The sequence below is a fragment of the Alcaligenes sp. MMA genome, assembly GCF_020907215.1.
In the GTDB taxonomy this organism is placed as follows: Bacteria; Pseudomonadota; Gammaproteobacteria; order Burkholderiales; family Burkholderiaceae_B; genus Alcaligenes; species Alcaligenes aquatilis.
In genome coordinates this window covers 512,857-529,849 of record NZ_JAJJPP010000003.1, presented here as the reverse complement: position 1 = coordinate 529,849, position 16,993 = coordinate 512,857, and the positions used below count along the sequence as shown (strand labels likewise).

At 58.1% G+C, this 16,993-nt stretch carries 13 protein-coding genes and 1 tRNA gene; 4 read left to right on the top strand and 10 right to left on the bottom strand.

Translation table 11 applies throughout. The features are described 5' to 3' along the window. Positions 1-124: 124 nt before the first annotated feature. Positions 125-2,383, bottom strand: a complete 2,259-nt coding sequence (locus tag LNA76_RS14980; protein ID WP_230019363.1) for a FepA family TonB-dependent siderophore receptor — start codon at positions 2,381-2,383, stop codon at positions 125-127. 359 nt (positions 2,384-2,742) lie between these two features. Here LNA76_RS14980 and LNA76_RS14975 point away from each other — a divergent pair, with 359 nt between their 5' ends. From LNA76_RS14975 to LNA76_RS14960, 4 genes are all read left to right on the top strand, one after another. Continuing rightward, the gene (locus LNA76_RS14975; RefSeq protein WP_230019362.1) at positions 2,743-3,714 is read left to right on the top strand and encodes a Bug family tripartite tricarboxylate transporter substrate binding protein; all 972 of its coding nucleotides are present in this window, start codon (positions 2,743-2,745) and stop codon (positions 3,712-3,714) included. A 10-nt stretch (positions 3,715-3,724) separates the two neighbouring features. Further along, a complete protein-coding gene (locus tag LNA76_RS14970; protein ID WP_108728429.1) occupies positions 3,725-4,336 on the top strand; it encodes a glutathione S-transferase family protein in 612 nt (203 codons plus the stop codon). A gap of 30 nt (positions 4,337-4,366) precedes the next feature. Next, positions 4,367-5,149, top strand: a complete 783-nt coding sequence (locus LNA76_RS14965) for an aldolase (RefSeq protein ID WP_094197943.1) — start codon at positions 4,367-4,369, stop codon at positions 5,147-5,149. A 68-nt stretch (positions 5,150-5,217) separates the two neighbouring features. Continuing rightward, positions 5,218-5,841 (top strand): helix-turn-helix domain-containing protein, encoded by a 624-nt coding sequence (locus LNA76_RS14960; protein ID WP_230019361.1) that lies wholly within the window; start codon positions 5,218-5,220, stop codon positions 5,839-5,841. 48 nt (positions 5,842-5,889) lie between these two features. Here the strand turns inward: LNA76_RS14960 and LNA76_RS14955 are convergent. The 9 genes from LNA76_RS14955 to LNA76_RS14915 all read right to left on the bottom strand — a co-directional run bounded on the left by LNA76_RS14955 (position 5,890) and on the right by LNA76_RS14915 (position 16,969). Next, a tRNA-Sec gene (locus LNA76_RS14955) sits at positions 5,890-5,985 on the bottom strand. Between the two features lie 70 nt (positions 5,986-6,055). Continuing rightward, entirely contained in the window at positions 6,056-7,975 is a 1,920-nt protein-coding gene (gene selB / locus LNA76_RS14950) for a selenocysteine-specific translation elongation factor (RefSeq protein WP_230019360.1), read from the bottom strand. Beyond that, entirely contained in the window at positions 7,972-9,390 is a 1,419-nt protein-coding gene (gene selA / locus LNA76_RS14945; RefSeq protein ID WP_230019465.1) for an L-seryl-tRNA(Sec) selenium transferase, read from the bottom strand. Before selA ends, selB begins: the two co-directional genes overlap by 4 nt. A gap of 79 nt (positions 9,391-9,469) precedes the next feature. Further along, on the bottom strand, positions 9,470-10,396 hold the full coding sequence (gene fdhE, locus LNA76_RS14940) for a formate dehydrogenase accessory protein FdhE (protein WP_230019359.1): 927 nt from the start codon (positions 10,394-10,396) through the stop codon (positions 9,470-9,472). 77 nt (positions 10,397-10,473) lie between these two features. Next, the gene (locus LNA76_RS14935) at positions 10,474-11,127 is read right to left on the bottom strand and encodes a formate dehydrogenase subunit gamma (protein WP_108728432.1); all 654 of its coding nucleotides are present in this window, start codon (positions 11,125-11,127) and stop codon (positions 10,474-10,476) included. After that, positions 11,120-12,037 (bottom strand): formate dehydrogenase subunit beta, encoded by a 918-nt coding sequence (fdxH, locus tag LNA76_RS14930; RefSeq protein WP_230019358.1) that lies wholly within the window; start codon positions 12,035-12,037, stop codon positions 11,120-11,122. The genes LNA76_RS14935 and fdxH overlap by 8 nt, the downstream gene beginning before the upstream one ends. A 3-nt stretch (positions 12,038-12,040) precedes the next feature. Beyond that, the gene (gene fdnG / locus LNA76_RS14925) at positions 12,041-15,115 is read right to left on the bottom strand and encodes a formate dehydrogenase-N subunit alpha (protein ID WP_159063960.1); all 3,075 of its coding nucleotides are present in this window, start codon (positions 15,113-15,115) and stop codon (positions 12,041-12,043) included. 234 nt (positions 15,116-15,349) lie between these two features. Then, on the bottom strand, positions 15,350-16,024 hold the full coding sequence (locus LNA76_RS14920; RefSeq protein WP_230019357.1) for a DUF1971 domain-containing protein: 675 nt from the start codon (positions 16,022-16,024) through the stop codon (positions 15,350-15,352). Between the two features lie 231 nt (positions 16,025-16,255). Further along, positions 16,256-16,969: a Crp/Fnr family transcriptional regulator gene (locus tag LNA76_RS14915; RefSeq protein WP_108728434.1), complete on the bottom strand. Its 714-nt coding sequence runs from the start codon at positions 16,967-16,969 to the stop codon at positions 16,256-16,258. Positions 16,970-16,993: the final 24 nt, after the last annotated feature.

Sequence of the window (16,993 nt, the reverse complement as noted above, 5' to 3'; positions counted from 1 at the left end):
AGAGCTGACTTGGGTTAACGCGGGGCAAGAAGCAGCCCCCGCTGCTCCCGTTGGGAAGGGCAGGGGCTGATACAACAAGAAGTCATCCGGACCCCCGAAAGCGTCCGGGGTACAGCCAGGCGCCTTAGAAGCTGGCCGTCAAGGTTGCGTAGTATTGACGGCCAGGCTCGTTATAGGTGTTGGCACCTTGGCCGCTACCGGAGTCTTCACGGTACAGACGCTTGTCGAACAGGTTGTTGACGCCCAGGCGGATATGGGTGGACTTGGTCACTTGATAAGCACCGCTCAGGCCGAAGATGGCATACGAACCACGTTCACGCAGACCATCGCCTGTGACGGTCGAGTTATTGGACAGGTTCTGTGAGCGTGGCTTTTGCTTGCCATACAGGGTGGCGGTTGCCAGCATGGACAGCTTGTCGTTCACGCGCCAATCCAGCGTGCTGTTCAGGGTGTAGCGTGGAATGACAGTCAAAGGCTGATTCGTTTCCTTGGACTTGTTGGTGATCATGTAAGTCAGGTTATTGCTCAGGCTCAGTGTCTCGCCGTTCTCGCCCAGGATCGGGATGGTCAGATTGCCTTCCAGACCACGGATCACGGCCTTGCCGGAGTTCACCCACTGGAAGGGACGCACCAGCGAGCCGCCGATGTTCACCGCATCCGGAATAGTCTGGTCGCCCATATCGGCCACAATCTTGTTGCTGTAGTCGTTCTGAAAGTACGTCAGCCCTGCTGCCCAGCCGGCCTTGTCGTAGGCCAGACCAATTTCCTTGTTGATGCTGCGCTCGGGTGACAGATCGTCGTTACCGAAGATGTAGCAAGGGCCGCTCACGCGTTGGCCTGTTACGGGGTCGTACGGGCAACCGTTACCGCGCGTCTGGTACAGGTAGTTGGGGTTGGACTGGTACAGGTTAGGTGCTTTGAAAGCGCGGGCAATACCGCCTTTCAGGGTCAGATGGTCGGTCAGGAAGTAGGAGGCGTTCAGACTGGGGCTCCAGTTGTCGCCAAACTTGCTGTGGTGATCAAAGCGGACACCGGGGGTGACGGTCAGTGCTTCAGTCAGCTCGATATTGCCTTCCACATAGGCGGCAGTGGTGCGAGCCTTGCTTTTGGAGTCAGCGTTCTTGTTGATGGTCTGGCCAGAGCGGGTGGCGTAGTCATCATCCAGGCGTTGGTCGCGGTGTTCAAAACCCACGGTCATCAGCACGTGCTTGTTGGCGATCTGTAAGGGCGTGTTGTATTCGCCGGACAGGTTCAACGAACGCAACTCTGATACGGAACCTGCGCCAGGGTTGGAGATACTGCCTTCGCCACCTCCGGCCAGCCCTTCATTCAAGCGGGAGTTGGTGGTGCCTTCATAGGCAAAGGTAAGCCGCGAACGACGGCCTTGGCCATAGTCCCCATAGTGGCTCAACGATCCAGCGCGGCGATACATGATGTTGGTTTCGGCCCCGTCATCGGCCAGTGAAGCGATGGTGGCATTGCCGTTGGTGAACAGACGCTCGCCAGCAAAAATATTGCCTTGGCGACTAAATGAGCCTTCCAGTTCCAGGCGATGGTCGCGGTTGATATCCAGGCGGACCAGGCCGTTGATGTCCTTGTTACGCACACCTTCGCGGCCTGCTGGAGGCACGTTTGTTTCGCTGACATTAATGCCGGAGGATTTAGCGTTCAAGGCAGGTTTGTCTGCATCGGTTTTGGCGATATTGCCGTAGACGCGGAAAGACAGTTTGTCGGCGATGGGGCCAGACAGGTTAAAGCCGGTGCGACGTGTGGAGCCGTAATCGCTGTCCTCGGGGATTAAGCCATAGGCGGTTACCGAGCCGGAAAAGGTGTCGGTAGGCGCTTTTGTGATGATGTTCACCACACCACCGGCGGCACCGGAGCCGTAGCGCGCGGCTGCCGGCCCACGCAACACTTCAATGCGTTCGATGGCGTTGACAGGGACCCAGTTACTGTCGCCACGAGTATTACGTTCCCCGTTACGCCCCATGCGAATGGAGTCGCGAGAGCTCACGGGCTTGCCGTCAATCAGGATCAAGGTGTTTTCCGGACCCATGCCGCGTAAGTCGATCTGGCGGCTATTGCCGTAGGAGCCCGATGGGCTGTTCCCGGTCAGGTTCACACCGGGCATGGTGCGGATCAGTTCGGACAGATCGTTGGCGGGAGGACGTTTTTCAATATCGTCGGCGGTGATAGTGGACACGCCAGGAGCCTGTTTGACGGCTTCTTCTGCCGATGGCAAGACACGGATTTCTTCTAGTGAGGTGACCCCTCCACGCACGTTGGAGGTTTGTGCCTGCGCATTGAAACTGGCTGCCAAGGCCGTGGCGAGCAGGCCTAATGCAAAGATCGGGCGGCGAGCCGGGAGCGTCAATACATTCATAATCTCTTCCCTGATAACGATAAATATAATGAGAATTGTTCGCAATCAGCATTTTGTTTAAAAATGTGTTGCTTGTCGAGAAAGCTGACGAATGTGTGGTGTCAGAAACACGGGCTGCACGGACGAGCCTTCGATGGTGTTCTGGACAATCGTTGTTCTATAGGAAAAATTCTGTTTTTTTTCAGAAAGGTGTCATGCCTAGGAAAGCGGTATGAGTCCTGAAAATAAGCATGCCGCCTCTTTTCTTGGTCCTGATAGAAGTCTCGAAGGACATTAATTTCTTTATTTGACACGATGGGTCATTTTTGATGAGAATGTGTCCTGAACAATTCAAACTTAAAAAGTTCAGGAGACACTTCATGAAAAAGATTTTTGGTTTAGCGATGGCCGGGTGGGCGGCCTTGATGATGATTGCGGGGTCGGCGCAGGCAACGACGTTTCCCGCCCAGCCGTTGCGTTTGATCGTGCCCTTTGGCGCAGGAGGCATTACAGACCTGGTGGCACGCCTTCTTGCCCAGCAGTTGGGCAAGGAGTTGGATCAGACCGTGATTGTTGAAAATAGGGCCGGTGCTGGCGGCATGATCGCCGCTCAGGCCGCGCAAAATGCCAAGGCGGACGGGTACACCGTGTTCATGGGGACCGTAGGCACACAGGTGGTCAATCCCTTGCTGGCCTCCAAGATCAACTACGACCCACACGCTTTTGTGCCTATCGGTATGGTGACGGGGTCTCCGTATGTGCTGGCAGTTCGTTCGGATCTGGGTACAGAGACCTACGCCCAACTGGTCAGCCATGCCCGGCAGGAGCCGGGTCTGCTGAACTTCGGGTCAGCAGGAGTCGGGAGTTCTCCACATTTAGGGATTGAACTGTTCAAGCTAACGGAGAAGCTTGATGTGCGGCATATTCCCTTCAAGAGTGGGGGGGAAGCGGTCAGCGCGGTGGTGGGCCGCCATGCTGACATGGTGATGGATGCCATTCCAGTGATCATGCCGCAAGTGAAGGCGGGCAAGCTTCACGCCCTGGTCTTGGCTGATAGTCAGCGTTCCCCGGCTGCTCCTGATGTCCCTTCCAGCGCGGAGTTAGGTGCACCTGAGCTGCGCATCAGTTCCTGGAACGTGTTGCTGGCTCCACCCGGTACGCCACCGCAGATCGTTGCAGTGTTGGAGGCGGCATTGCAAAAGACACTGGCTGACCCGCAGTTCAAAGCTCATCTGGAGCAGCAAGGCAGTCAGGTCTACACCGGAACCCAGGATGAGTACCAACACTTTATCGCGGCCGAGCGCAGCAAGTGGCAGCGTATTGTGCAGACCGCAGACATCCGTCTGGAGTAAGGAGCAGACGATGAACCAACCGGCACTGGAGCTTATCGACACGATCTATACCGGCAATGGCTGGAAGGTACGACTGCTGTGCGGCTATTTGGGTATAGCGCTACAGCGGCGCAGCCTGTCCATCGTGGAGGGGGATCTGGATACCGAGGCGTTTCGGCGTATCAACCCTTGGGGACAGGTGCCGGTATTGCGGACTCGGGAGGGGCCCTGGCTGGCGGAGTCGGCCGCCATCTTGTGGTATTTGGCACAGGGTACGGCGTTCTTGCCCGCCGATGCACTGGCCCAGGCACAGGTTTTGCAGTGGTTGTCTTTTGAGCAGACGCAGCATATGGCCAACCTTGCCCAGCCAAGACTGTGGGTGACATTGCGCGGCACGATGGCGGTGGATGCTCCTGCGGTGTTGGCGTGGCGTGAGCAGGGCAACAAGGCTCTGGCTCATATGGAGGCGCATTTGCAGCGACATCGCTATTTTGTTGGAGACAGGCCCAGCATCGCGGATGTTGCCTTGTTTCCCTATACCTGTATGGCGCAGCAAGGTGGTTATGAGCTGCGCTGCTATCCATCGGTCCGACGTTGGCTTGAACGTATGCAGGCCCTAGCGGGTTATGTCCCGCTGTTGTGAGCAGGATTGTCATTTACAAAAGGAGTGGTTATGAGTGACACCATGAGCTTGTCTAAATCTGTGCTGATTGAACAGGCACAAAGTCAGATGCAGGCAATTTTTGAAATCCCTGAACGCAGTGTTCCCGAAAAGCTTGCGCTGACTTGCCGTATTCTTTTTGATGGTGGTCATGACTCCGGGCTGGCTGGCCAGATCACCGCACGCGGGGAACAGGAGGGCACGTACTTTACCCAGCAGTTGGGCCTGGGTTTTGATGAGATCACCTCGACGAATGTTTTGTTGGTGGACGAGGACCTGACCGTGTTGAAAGGGTACGGCATGCCTAATCCGGCAAACCGCTTTCACTCCTGGGTGTATCGTGCTCGACCCGATGTGAACTGCATCATTCATACGCACCCCCTGCATGTGGCCGCCCTGTCCATGCTGGAGGTGCCGCTAGAGGTCTCTCATATGGACAACTGCCCCTTGTATGAGGACTGTGCATTTCTGAAAGATTGGCCTGGTGTGCCCGTGGGCAATGAAGAAGGGCAGATCATTGCTGAGGCCTTAGGCGATAAACGTGCCATTTTGTTGTCACACCATGGCATGTTGGTGGCAGCGGCCTCAGTAGAAGAGGCTTGTGTTCTGGCTTTGCAATTTGAGCGTACTGCGCGCATGCAACTGTTGGCGATGTCCGCCGGAAAGATTCAGCCTATTGCGCCGGAATTGGGTCGGGAGGCTCATGACTGGATTTTGAGGCCGCGTCGCTCCGAGATCGGCTTTGAATACTATGCCCGTAAAGCGCTGAAACGCCATACGGATGTTTTTGAGTAGAATAAGAGGCTGCTTTTTTCTACGCGCCCTGAGGCTGGCCTCGGGCGCCACACCTCTTTTTAGCCCACATGACCCATCTTCCCTTTCGCTTGCGCGCTCTGCGTCGCCAACATGGCTTGTCGCTGGAGCAATTGGCTCAGCGTACTGGTCTGACTAAAAGTTATTTGTCCAAGCTGGAGCGGGCCGTCAGTGCGCCGTCCATCTCGACTGTGGTCAAGTTGGCTCAGGCGTATGGCATGGGGGTGTCGCAGTTGATCGGAGAGGCGGATCTGGATCAAGACGAAAGTGTGTGTGTCGTGCGGCGGCACGATCGTATGCCCTTGCCCAGCGTAGCCGGCCATAGCGTTTACCGTTACGAGAGCATGGCCGGGCGGCGACGCTTTCGTTTGATGGATCCCTTTGTCATTTACCCTCCGCATGATCACCAGCAGCCTGCGCCAACCTTCCCGCATGGGGGAGAAGAGTTTTTGTTTGTGATTCAAGGGCAAGTGCAAGTGACCATTGCAGAGCACAGCATGACCTTGGAGACGGGCGATTCCGTTTACTTTGACTCGGAGCTTCCCCACAGTGTGCTTAGCTTGGGGGATCAACAAGCGCAGGTACTGGCGGTGACGTGCTCTGACTCGGGGCCGACAGCAGGGCGTCGTTCAACGCCTGAGGCGCAGGCTGAGCCCACACAGACGTTACCGTAGTTCAGGGCCTGCGGGGCGTGCCAGTGTGCTGGGGGGCACTGCAGAAATTGGCGGAAAGCAGCAGGAGTCGAACCTACCTGGGAACGTCTGACGCCCCCAACCGGGTTTGAAGCCCGGCCGTGCCACCGGGCACGGATGCTTTCCTTCAAGAGGCCCTATCATACGTTAGGGCCGATTACGCTTCAACGATCAAGCCTATGATCAACACGCTGCATCAGTCAGCTTGTGTCCAGGCTTCGCCGCGTAAGACGTGGCGATCACGTACACGTCGTGTATAGCCGACGCGATCAAAGAACTCCAGAATCTGAATGGCCCGTTTGCGGCCCAACCCCGTTGCGTCCCGGAACTGCGCGGCGCTGACGCCTTGGCCGCTGTGCAGCTCCTTGACGATATGGGCCAAGACTGCGATTTGGCGACGGTGGTAGAACAGGTCGTGCACGATCTGAAATAGTTCGCCTTGGCGCACCAGTCGGCGCAGCACGTTGCGAGTCTGGTCTTCCGGGTACTCGGTTGCTTTGGCCAGATCGCGTGTCCACGGAGGATCGAAGCGGCCTGCCTCGATCAAGGGCAGCAGGGCGGCAGCCAGGGTTTCATCTTCTGGACTCAGGGTGACGCGGTGTCCCGGCGTATGCAACCAGGCTCCTTGGCGGGCCAAGCGCTGTTCCGCCAGCAGGTGCTCGGTCAGCAGTTGCCAGATGGCGTCGGGCATGGTGGGGGCGGCCATGCGTCGCAAGCGGCTGATGGACAGGCCCGGTTCGTCGGGGTTGCGCTCGTGATACTGCAGCATCACGCTTTCTATGTGCTGACACAGCGTTTCCAGGCGCGCATCACTTAGCAAGATAGGCTGACTTTGTGGGCGAGATCCGGTGCGCCAGCGGGCATTGGCAGGGGCGCTCAAGCCGTGTTGAGATCCTCCTGACAGACGCAGCAGTGTCGCTTCGTCCAGACCGTAAGGCGCGTGGGCCAGCAGGCCCTCCAATGGTCCGCCGCGCGTCCATTGTGCCAAGGCCTCCAGCCAGGCAAGACGTGTCGTAGAGCGTCGTTTGCGGTCCGGAGCATTCGGGTCCAGCACAATCCCGCCGCCGACTGTTTCGCTGGCCTGGGCATTACGCACGATAAAGCGCTCGCCCGTTACGGTGCAGATGGGACGGTCAAAGACCAGTTGGACTTTGCCGGTCTGGCCGGGCTGCAAGGATTCGCCATCCAAAGGTACGGCATGGGCCGTCAGGTGAGCGGCCCCCATGTGGACATGCCAGGGCGACCAGGTGCGTAGGGCGGGAATATCTTTATCCAGCAGGCTCAGCTCCACATCGATACGTGTGGAGGGGATGAGGCAGCGAGCGTCGGCCAGCCAGTCACCACGCTCGATATCCTGTACATCAATTCCACCCAGGTTCAGGGCACAACGCTGGCCGGCGCGGGCCTGGCGCGAAGCCTGGTTCTGGGCATGAATACTGCGCACACGTACCGGCGTGCCGCGTGGCATCAGGCGCAAGTCCATCGCCGGGCCATCCAGATCCAGTACGCCATCGTGCACCGTGCCGGTCACGACCGTGCCGTGGCCTTGCAGGGTGAAAACACGGTCAATGGCCAGACGGAAATAGCCTTGGCCATCCTGTGTGGTGGATTGCATGGCCTGTGTGTGCAGATGCTGACGTAACGCTTCCAGACCGGGTTTGTCCTCGGACAGGGCATCGACAACGAAGACGGGCGCATTGTCCAGAAAACTTCCTTGGACAAGTGTTTGCAGCTGGGCTTTGACGGTTTCAATCCGAGCGGCATCGGCGCGATCCGCCTTGCTCAGCACGATGGCTCCGGCGTCTAAACCCAGTAGTTGCAGCACCGCCAAATGCTCGCGGGTTTGCGGCATGACGCCATCATCTACGGCCACGATCAGCAGGCCAAAATCAATGCCGGTTGCACCTGCGACCATGGTGTGTACCAGACGCTCGTGGCCGGGAACATCAATAAATCCCAGAATCTGCCCGTCGGGTAAAGGCGTATAGGCATAGCCCAACTGGATGGAGATACCGCGCTTTTTTTCCTCTTCCAGACGGTCGGTATCCACACCCGTCAAGGCGCGGATCAAGGTGGTTTTGCCGTGATCAATATGTCCTGCAGTACCAACAATCATGCTTGCTCGCAGATCAGTTGTGCGCTGAAGTCAGCTTCAAATTGTTCTTCCAAACAGCGCAGGTCCAGCCAAAAGGCATCTTGCGCAATGTGCCCGATGACGGGCTGGGGCAAAGTGCGTAGGCGTTTTTCCAGCTCTGTCAGATGGCGGCCAGCACGGCCCGTGCCTTTGTAGGCGAAGCGCAATCCAAAGCTGGGCAGCACATCCTCGGGCAGAGCACCGCTGCCAATCTGGCTCAACATGGCAGTGGGTTCGACAGCAAATTGTGTTCCTACCCATTGCTGCAAAACAGGTGCCAGACGCAGCGCCTGGGCGCGCATCTGCGCCGATGGCCGGGTCAGCAAACGAAGGGTGGTCAGGTGCTCGGGTAGGCGCTCGGGCGAACGGTACAAGGCCAGTACCGGTTCCAGCGCGGCCAGTGTGATTTTGCCTACACGCAAAGCGCGTTTGAGCGGGTTTTTCTTGATCTTGGCGATCAGGTCTGCGCGGCCTACGATCAGACCGGCCTGGGGGCCACCCAGCAACTTGTCGCCGCTGAAGGTCACGATATCGGCCCCGGCTTCGATGGTTTCACGCACGGTGGGTTCGGGCGGCAGGCCCCACTGGCTGAGATCCACCAAGGTGCCGCTGCCCAGATCCACGCTGGTGGGCAGGCCGTGTTTCCTGGCGATCTGTGCCACTTCCTGGACAGAAACGCTTTTGGTGAAACCTTTGACGGCGTAGTTGCTGCAATGCACCTTCATCAACATGGCGCTGCGCTCGTTGATGGCGTTTTCGTAATCGGCTGCGTGGGTACGGTTGGTGGTGCCCACTTCATGCAGGCGGACACCGGCGCGCTTCATGATGTCAGGGATACGGAAGGCACCGCCAATTTCTACCAGTTCGCCGCGCGACACCACGGTTTCGCGCCGGGGACTCAGGGTGCTGAGCATCAGCAGCAAGGCGGCGGCGTTATTGTTGACCACCGTGGCGGCTTCAGCACCGGTCAGTTCGCAAAGCAAGGGGTTGATCAGGTCATCCCGGTCGCCTCGGCCACCGGTTTGCAGGTCAAATTCCAGATTGGCGGGTGAACGCATGGCCTGGACGACAGCCTGGATGGCTTCATCCGGTAGCATCGCACGCCCAAGATTGGTGTGCAGCACGGTGCCGGTCAGATTGAAAACCGGGCGCAGCTGCAGTCGGGATTCTTCTTGTAGCTTGGCCTGCAGTGCTTGGGCGAGCTGGGCGGGCGCCAGGTCCTGAGGACGTAGTGCTCCCTTGAACAACGTATCCCGCAGTACTTGCAAATGGGCGCGAGTGCTTTGACTGAGGCGTGTGTGACCGAACTGGCTTAGTAAAGGCTCGAACTCTGGCGAGCGCAGTAAGCGATCCAGGGAAGGGATATGGGCGGGGGAGAGTTCAGGAGTAGGGCTCATCATTCAAAGGCAGGCATTTGAGTCTATGGGCAGGGTCCGTCAGCTACGCCTTGCGTACAAGGCGTAGGGGAATCTTAGCTTAAGACTGCTGCCAAAGAAGCGGATTGCCGCTGGCGCGGGAATAGCCTTCTTCGCCCATCAAAACGTCCAGAGCCAGACTGGCCAGGTCGTCCGCCACCGGGTCTATGCCCAACTGCTTTTCCTGGTAGAAGATTTTGCGGTAGGTATGGCAGTTGTCGCAGGACTCGGCCTTGATGCCTTCCGGGCCATCTTCAATGGCGTGGTAAGCCACGCTTTTCGTGCTTTCGCAGTGCGAGCAGGTCACACGTACCAGATGCCATTCCACGCTGCAGCGTGGGCAGCACATATAGCGGCAACCATCTTCACGACCACCCACACGTACCACGCTGGATACGGGCAGGCTGCCGCAGGACGGACATACGCCAAAGGGGCTGGTCACCGACAGTTGGCCTTCGGTCAGCGAGCAGGCCAGATGCGTCCAGTAGACCTGCAAGGCGGCCATGACAAAAGGTGCGGCGGCACCGTCTTGTTCAGGCAATTGCTCGGCCAGAATCGCGTCAGCCAGATCTTCCAGCTTTTGCGGGTCGGACTGGGCCTTTTCAAGCAGACCCTGGCAAACTTCTTGGGCAGCAGCAGGCACATCCGAGGTCTGGATCATGTGATTGAGCAGGCTGCTCAGAATACTGAGCCACTGCGGATCGCGCTTCCAGCCCGAGGCCAGCAAGGGCGGCATGCCGTGGCGTTGTGCCGTTTCCAGCACATCAGCAGGCAGTTCGGCAGGGGCAAGCGCAGTGAGCTGCTTGTGCTGCCCGTCCACCAGATGCGCCAGCAAGAGCAGGTAGGCACCGACGGGATTGTCGGCAGACAATTGACGCAGACGTGCTGCCCGGTCTGCAAAGACGCTGGCTCGCACAGGCAGGCGCAGTCGGGGGATGGAAGTGTGGTCCAGACTTTCGATTTCGCCGCGCGGAAGGATGCGTTGCAAGACAGACTCCTGAAAACAAGGCTGCCATGCCCGAAATGGTGCATGGCAGCCGGGTTGCTGATAAAACAGAGCCCCGCTTATTCGGCAGGACGGCTGGGACCTTTTTCCATTTCTTCACGGAACCAGGCGCGGTGGTGTTTCCAGGCCCAGGCACGGGTGACCGTGCCACGGGTCATGGCTTTGACCGAACCCTTTACCCAGATACCGGCGTAGATGTGCACGATAATCGCGCAAATCATCAGCAGGGCGCAGACCGCATGCAGCACGGAGGCCAGGCGGATAGCCCAGATGGGGAAGAAGGCGGAAAAGTATTCGCGCCACATCACCACACCGGTTGCCAGCAGGCCGATCATGAAGATCACCAGGGCAAAAAACAGGATCTTTTGCCCGGCGTTGTAACGGCCTACTTCGGGGATGCGCTCGTCCTTGGCGTTCAGTACGTCCTTGAAGTGACGCAGCCAGGCCGCGTCACCCTTGGAGAACATATTGTGCCGTACCATGCGCGCTGCAAACAGGAAAAAGCACACAAACATCACCACGCCAATAAACGGGTGAAGAATGCGTGTCCACGGGCCGCCACCAAACAGATTGGTCAGCCAGTACATTGACGGATGAAACAGCGCCAGCCCGGACAAGGCCAGCAGCACAAAGCTCATGGCAATGATCCAGTGATTAATGCGCTGACTGGTGGTGTAGCGCTGAATCATGCCCTTGCGGTTGTGATCAGTCATGGTGAGCCTCCTGGGTCTTGCGGGCGTCCTCATCGGCGCGGCGCTCGTCTTCCTCGTCAGTCTCGTTAGGACCGGTTCGGATGTAGTGGAAGAAACCAATCAGGGCGGTCAGTGCCATAGCCGCAACCCCCAGCGGTTTGGCTACCCCCTTCCAGAGCGAGACCATCGGGCTGATTTGCGGGTCCTTGGGCAGATCGCTGTACAGCTCGGGCTTGTCGGCATGATGCAGCACATACATGACGTGGGTGCCACCCACTCCAGCCGGGTCGTACAGACCGGCGTTTTCAAAGCCACGCGATTTCAGGTCTTCGATACGCTCTGCAGCGTGGTGCTGCATGTCTTCTTTCGTACCGAACACAATCGCGCCGGTAGGACAGGTCTTGGCACAGGCCGGTTCCTGTCCGACCGCGACACGGTCTGAACACAAGGTGCACTTGTAGGCTTTCTTGTCCTTTTCCGAAATGCGGGGCACATCGAAAGGACAACCGGTCACGCAGTAGCCGCAGCCAATGCAGTTTTCCTCGTGGAAATCCACAATGCCGTTGGTGTACTGCACGATGGCGCCCGGCGAGGGACAGGCCTTCAGACAGCCCGGATCCTCGCAGTGCATACAGCCGTCTTTGCGAATCAGCCATTCCAGATCGCCAGCGGGGTTTTCATACTCCGCAAAGCGCATGATGGTCCAGGACTTGTCGGTCAGGTCGGCCGGGTTGTCATACACCCCGACGTTGTGGCCGATTTCGTCGCGCGTATCGTTCCATTCCATGCAGGCGACCTGACAGGCCTTACAGCCAATGCACTTACTGGTGTCGATCAGCTTGGCCACCTCCCCGCCCACGGGCTCGCGCACGCTGGGCGATGGGGTGGTGGTTGCGGAGCGCCGTTTGATATCGAGTGATTGCAAGGCCATGGCTTACTCCTTAACCTTTTCAAGTTGAACCAGAAAGGCCTTGGTTTCCGGCGTTTGCGAGTTGCCGTCCCCGACGGGCGGTGTCAGCGCATTGATCAGGAAACCGGGTCGGGCCAGACCTACAAAACCCCAGTGCAGCGGGATCCCCACTTGGTGGACAACTTTGCCATCCACGTTCAGGGCCTTGATGCGCTTGGTCACCACCGCCACGGCTTTGATATAGCCCCGGTTGGAGGACACCTTGACGCGGTCACCGTGCACGATGCCCACTTCCTTGGCCAGTTCCTCGCCAATTTCCACAAACTGTTCAGGCTGCACGATGGCGTTCAGCTCCACGTGTTTGGTCCAGTAGTGGAAGTGCTCGGTCAGGCGGTAGGTTGTGCCCACATAAGGGAACTTGTCTACCGTACCCATGGCGGCCAGGTCGTCCTTGAAGATACGCGCGGCCGGGTTGGTAATGGCACGGGGCTCGTCAGGACTGAGCGGGTTGTAGCTGAGCGGGCTTTCAAAGGGCTCGTAGTGCTCGGGGAAGGGGCCTTCTGCCATGCCTTTTCGGGCAAAGAAGCGGGCCACCCCTTCGGGGTTCATGATGAACGGTCCCATGCCATCGGCCGGGTTTTCATCGGCTTTGTAGTCAGGGACATCTGCACCCCCCCAGCGCTTGCCGTCCCAGTGAACCAGGTTGCGGCGTGGGTCAAAGGGTTTGCCGTTCAGGTCACAGGAGGCACGGTTGTAGAGCACGCGACGGTTCGCTGGCCAGGCCCAGGCCCAGTTCAGCGTCTGGCCGATGCCGGTTGGATCGCTATTGTCTCGGCGAGCCATCATATTGCCTTGCTGTGTCCAGGCGCCGGCATAGATCCAGCAACCACTGAGCGTGGTGCCGTCGTCGCGCAATTGGGCAAAGCCATCGAGCTGTTCGCCTGCTTTACGTATGATCTTGGTCGGATCTTTGGGGTCGACCAGGTCAACCAGTGCTCGTCCCGAGTATTCCTTGGCCAGTTCAGCGGCGGTTGGATCATCCGGGTTGGAGTACGGCCAGGACAGGTTCAGGATCGGGTCAGGGAAGGCGCCGCCTTCTTTCTGATACAGCGAGCGAATATGCGTGAACAGCGTACTCATGATCTCAATGTCGCTCTTGGCCTCGCCCGGAGGGTTGGCGGCCTTCCAGTGCCATTGCAACCAGCGGCCCGAGTTCACCAGTGCGCCTTCTTCCTCGGCGAAACAGGTAGTGGGCAGACGGAACACTTCGGTCTGGATGGAAGCGGAATCGACATCATTGTGTTCGCCATAGTTCTTCCAGAACTCTGACGTTTCCGTGACCAGCGGGTCCATGATGACCATGTACTTGAGCTTGGAGAAACCACGCAGCAGCTTGGCCTTGTACGGTGCTGCCGCCAGGGGGTTAAAGCCCTGACAGATGTAGCCCGTCATCTTGCCTTCGTCCATCAGCTCGAACACTTGCAGCATGTCGTAGAGCTTGTCCAGCTTGGGCAGGTAGTGATAGGCCCAGTTGTTCTCGGCCTGGGCGGCATCACCGAACCAGGCCTTCATCAGGCTGACGTGGAACTTCTTGTAGTTGCGCCAGTAGCTCAGCTGGTTAGGGCGTAGCGGTTGAAGGGCACGTGCGCCAATGTAGCCGTCAAACTCTTGCTCGGCCTGGTTGGGCAAGGTCAGATAGCCGGGCAGCAGGTTGGACATCAAACCCAGGTCAGTCAGACCCTGAATATTGGAGTGTCCGCGCAGCGCGTTCATGCCACCGCCGGCAATACCAATATTGCCCAGCAGCAACTGCACCATAGCGCCGGTACGGATGATCTGCGAGCCAATCGTGTGTTGCGTCCAGCCCAGTGCATACAAAATGGTGCCAGCGCGACCCGGTTCAGCGGTCGAGGCCAGCATTTCACAGACTTTCAGGAATTTGTCCTTGGGCGTGCCACAGACGCGTTCCACCATCTCGGGCGTGTAGCGCTCGTAGTGCTTGCGCAGCAGTTGGTAAACCGAGCGTGGGTGTTGCAAGGTCGGGTCGGTTTTGACGTAGCCGTCCTCGCCCAGCTCGTAGTCCCAGGAGGATCGGTCGTAGCTGCGTTTTTCTTCGTTGTAGCCCGAATACAGCCCCTGCTCGAAGTCAAAGTCTTCGCGCACGATAAAGGGCATATCGGTGTAGTTGCGCACGTATTCGTGCTGGATCTTGTCGTTATCCAGCAGGTATTTGATGACGCCACCCAGAAAGGTGATGTCACTACCGGTACGTATCGGTGCGTAATAGTCCGCCACGGATGCCGAACGCGTAAAGCGTGGATCCACAACGATCAGTTTTGCATTGTTGTGTGCTTTGGCCTCGGTCACCCATTTGAACCCACAGGGGTGCGCCTCGGCTGCGTTGCCGCCCATAATCAGCACAATATCCGCGTTCTTGATGTCGACCCAATGGTTCGTCATCGCTCCACGGCCAAACGTCGGGGCAAGACCTGCCACCGTCGGGCCGTGTCAGACACGTGCTTGGTTATCGAACGCCAGTACACCCATGCTGCGGATGACTTTATGGGTGATATAGCCCACTTCGTTACTGCTTGCCGACGCCGCCAGCATGCCCGTGGTCAGCCAACGGTTGACGACGGTGCCGTCTTCAGCCGTGGTCTGGAAGTTGGCGTCGCGGTCTTCTTTCATCAGCTTGGCAATACGCGTGAAAGCGTCTTCCCAGGAGATGCGTTCCCATTTGTCCGAGCCAGCGGCGCGGTATTCGGGGTATTTGAGTCGGTTGGGGCTCTTGATGAAATCCACCAAGCCTGCGCCCTTAGGACAGAGTGTGCCGCGGTTGACCGGGTGATCCGCGTCGCCTTCGATGTGAACCACACTGGGCTCGGCATTCATGGCACCGTCACCACGGGAGTACAGCAGCACCCCACAGGCTACAGAACAGTAAGGACAGGTATTTCGCGTCTCTGTCATGCGGGTCAGTTTGTACTGCCTGACTTCCGCCATGGCGGGGGTGGGCGCAGCGCCCAGCAAAACCATGCTGGAACTGGCCAGCGAGGCCCCCGTCACTTTGAAGAACTGACGCCGATTCATGTTCACCATGCGGCTCTCCAATAGGATTGTGTTTTCGTGTTTGAAATCTGAAGGGGGCGCCTTGTGAGCGGTGCCCCTGGTTTATAGTTGAACAGTATAAGCGTTGAACGTAAGGGTCCAGCCTGATGGGCGTGTCTAATTGACCAAGAATAATCTTGATTCTATTGAGGTTTTCACGCCAGAGCCGCAAGTGTAGTCGGTGATGCGGGTATTCACCTACTATTTGTAAGGGATTTTTTCAATTCAGCGGGCTTGTTTGAAGAACTCGATCTGGAAGCTGCCGGGCAGCTCGAATTCCACGTGATGCAGGATTTGGGGCTCGATGGCCACACATTGCCCGGCTGTCAGGACCACTTCAGTAAAGGGCTCCTGGTCCAGCGCAAAACGCAGTACGCCAGTTTGAACCCGCAGCAGGCCCCAGGTGCCGGCCTTGGTGTTGTGGGCACGGCGTAGGGCCTCGGGCAAATTGTCTGGCGTGAAAACGGGGGATTGGCTGTAGCGTTCCAGCCCTTCAGGCAGGGTGTCGGGCAAGCGCGTTTGATTGCTTTGCGCCTGATAGGTTTGCCAAAGTTTGGCGGCAATGCGGTCTGCCATGGCGTCTGCCTTTTCTTGCAGGGCGGGTTTGCCCAGCGCTGCTGTGGTTTGGTGGAAAATTGCCAGCCAGCGCTCAAACAAGGGCCAGGATAAGGCGGGCAGGGCCGCATGGCGCGCAATGGGGGCGCCCTTGAAGCGGCGTGTGCCCAGCAAAATGGCTGACCAGAAATCGCACAGCATATCCAGGTGCTCGTCCCAATTTTTCACCGTGTGTTCAAAAATCGGGCCTAGCTGCACATCGTGTCGCACCTGGGCGTAGAACTGGGTCACCAATTGGCGGATGTCGGCTTCGGTGTAATCGGCCTGCGGCAGCGCGTGTGTCATGGATATCAAGCAAAGGGGCTAAAAGCCGGCATTCTCGGTCTGCTTGAAAGGTCCTCCAATGACAAAAGTCATGACGGTATGGCGGCGGCGCGAATTTGCTTCTGGTTTGAGGCAGCGATGAACACTTGCTCTGTTTTTAGGGCAGCGACTAAAAAAGAGGGGGCCTGTGGCCCTGCGTCAGGGGCTGATGGATGCTTTTGGACGATGTTGCGCTGATGGGCCTGAGGCTACTTAAAAGGAGCGTTGTGCAGGGCTGGCTAAACGTCGTAGATGCGCCTGGTCGCGTACCTGCCAGTCACTGCGTTTGCCACTGACATAGCCGCGCGCCTGCCAGTCGGTAAACAAACGGCTCAAGGTTTCTGCCCGTATGCCCAAATGGGAGGCCAGTTGCCGCTGGTTCAAGGGAAGCTGGATATTTTCCCCTTGGCGGGCTTGCAGATTCAGCAAGTAGTTGGCTAGGCGCTCGGCCGCTGAGCTGGCGGAAATCCAGTCCACTTTATTGACCTGTGCATATAAGGCACTGCTCAGGCCGGCCATCATGTTCATGGCCAGGTCGGGCCAGCGACGGCAGGCTTCTTGCAAACTGCTGCGTGAGAGCTTGTAAACATGCACGGGCCCCCTTGCACGGGCGCACATGGGGTAGCGGCCGTGGGGCATGAACATGGCCGCTTCCGCCACCAGTTGACCGGGATCGAACACGTGAAAAACACGTTCGTCGCCATTTTGGCTATAGCGCAGGATTTCTACCTGGCCGCTATCGACCAGCAAGCAATAGCGGGCCTCGTCTCCTTCATCGAACAGGATCTGTCCCGGATAGGCGTGTTGAGCCAAGGCGTCACGGCACAAATGCTCGATGGCCTCGATGGGCAAACCTTGAAGGAGGCGGTGGCGGGCCAGTAATTCAAACAAAGCGGGGCACAGGCCGGGCATGTTGACTTTTGTCATTTGGGCGCTGAGATGAAGATGGGA

What these genes read in the sequence shown, in the direction of transcription:
- LNA76_RS14920 (WP_230019357.1), bottom strand. Translation starts at nt 16,024, where the DNA reads ATGACACACGCGCTGCCGCAGGCCGATTACACCGAAGCCGACATCCGC.
- LNA76_RS14965 (WP_094197943.1), top strand. Translation starts at nt 4,367, where the DNA reads ATGAGTGACACCATGAGCTTGTCTAAATCTGTGCTGATTGAACAGGCA.
- LNA76_RS14980 (WP_230019363.1), bottom strand. Translation starts at nt 2,383, where the DNA reads ATGAATGTATTGACGCTCCCGGCTCGCCGCCCGATCTTTGCATTAGGC.
- LNA76_RS14960 (WP_230019361.1), top strand. Translation starts at nt 5,218, where the DNA reads ATGACCCATCTTCCCTTTCGCTTGCGCGCTCTGCGTCGCCAACATGGC.
- LNA76_RS14970 (WP_108728429.1), top strand. Translation starts at nt 3,725, where the DNA reads ATGAACCAACCGGCACTGGAGCTTATCGACACGATCTATACCGGCAAT.
- selB (WP_230019360.1), bottom strand. Translation starts at nt 7,975, where the DNA reads ATGATTGTTGGTACTGCAGGACATATTGATCACGGCAAAACCACCTTG.
- fdxH (WP_230019358.1), bottom strand. Translation starts at nt 12,037, where the DNA reads ATGGCCTTGCAATCACTCGATATCAAACGGCGCTCCGCAACCACCACC.
- LNA76_RS14975 (WP_230019362.1), top strand. Translation starts at nt 2,743, where the DNA reads ATGAAAAAGATTTTTGGTTTAGCGATGGCCGGGTGGGCGGCCTTGATG.
- selA (WP_230019465.1), bottom strand. Translation starts at nt 9,390, where the DNA reads ATGAGCCCTACTCCTGAACTCTCCCCCGCCCATATCCCTTCCCTGGAT.
- LNA76_RS14915 (WP_108728434.1), bottom strand. Translation starts at nt 16,969, where the DNA reads ATGACAAAAGTCAACATGCCCGGCCTGTGCCCCGCTTTGTTTGAATTA.
- LNA76_RS14935 (WP_108728432.1), bottom strand. Translation starts at nt 11,127, where the DNA reads ATGACTGATCACAACCGCAAGGGCATGATTCAGCGCTACACCACCAGT.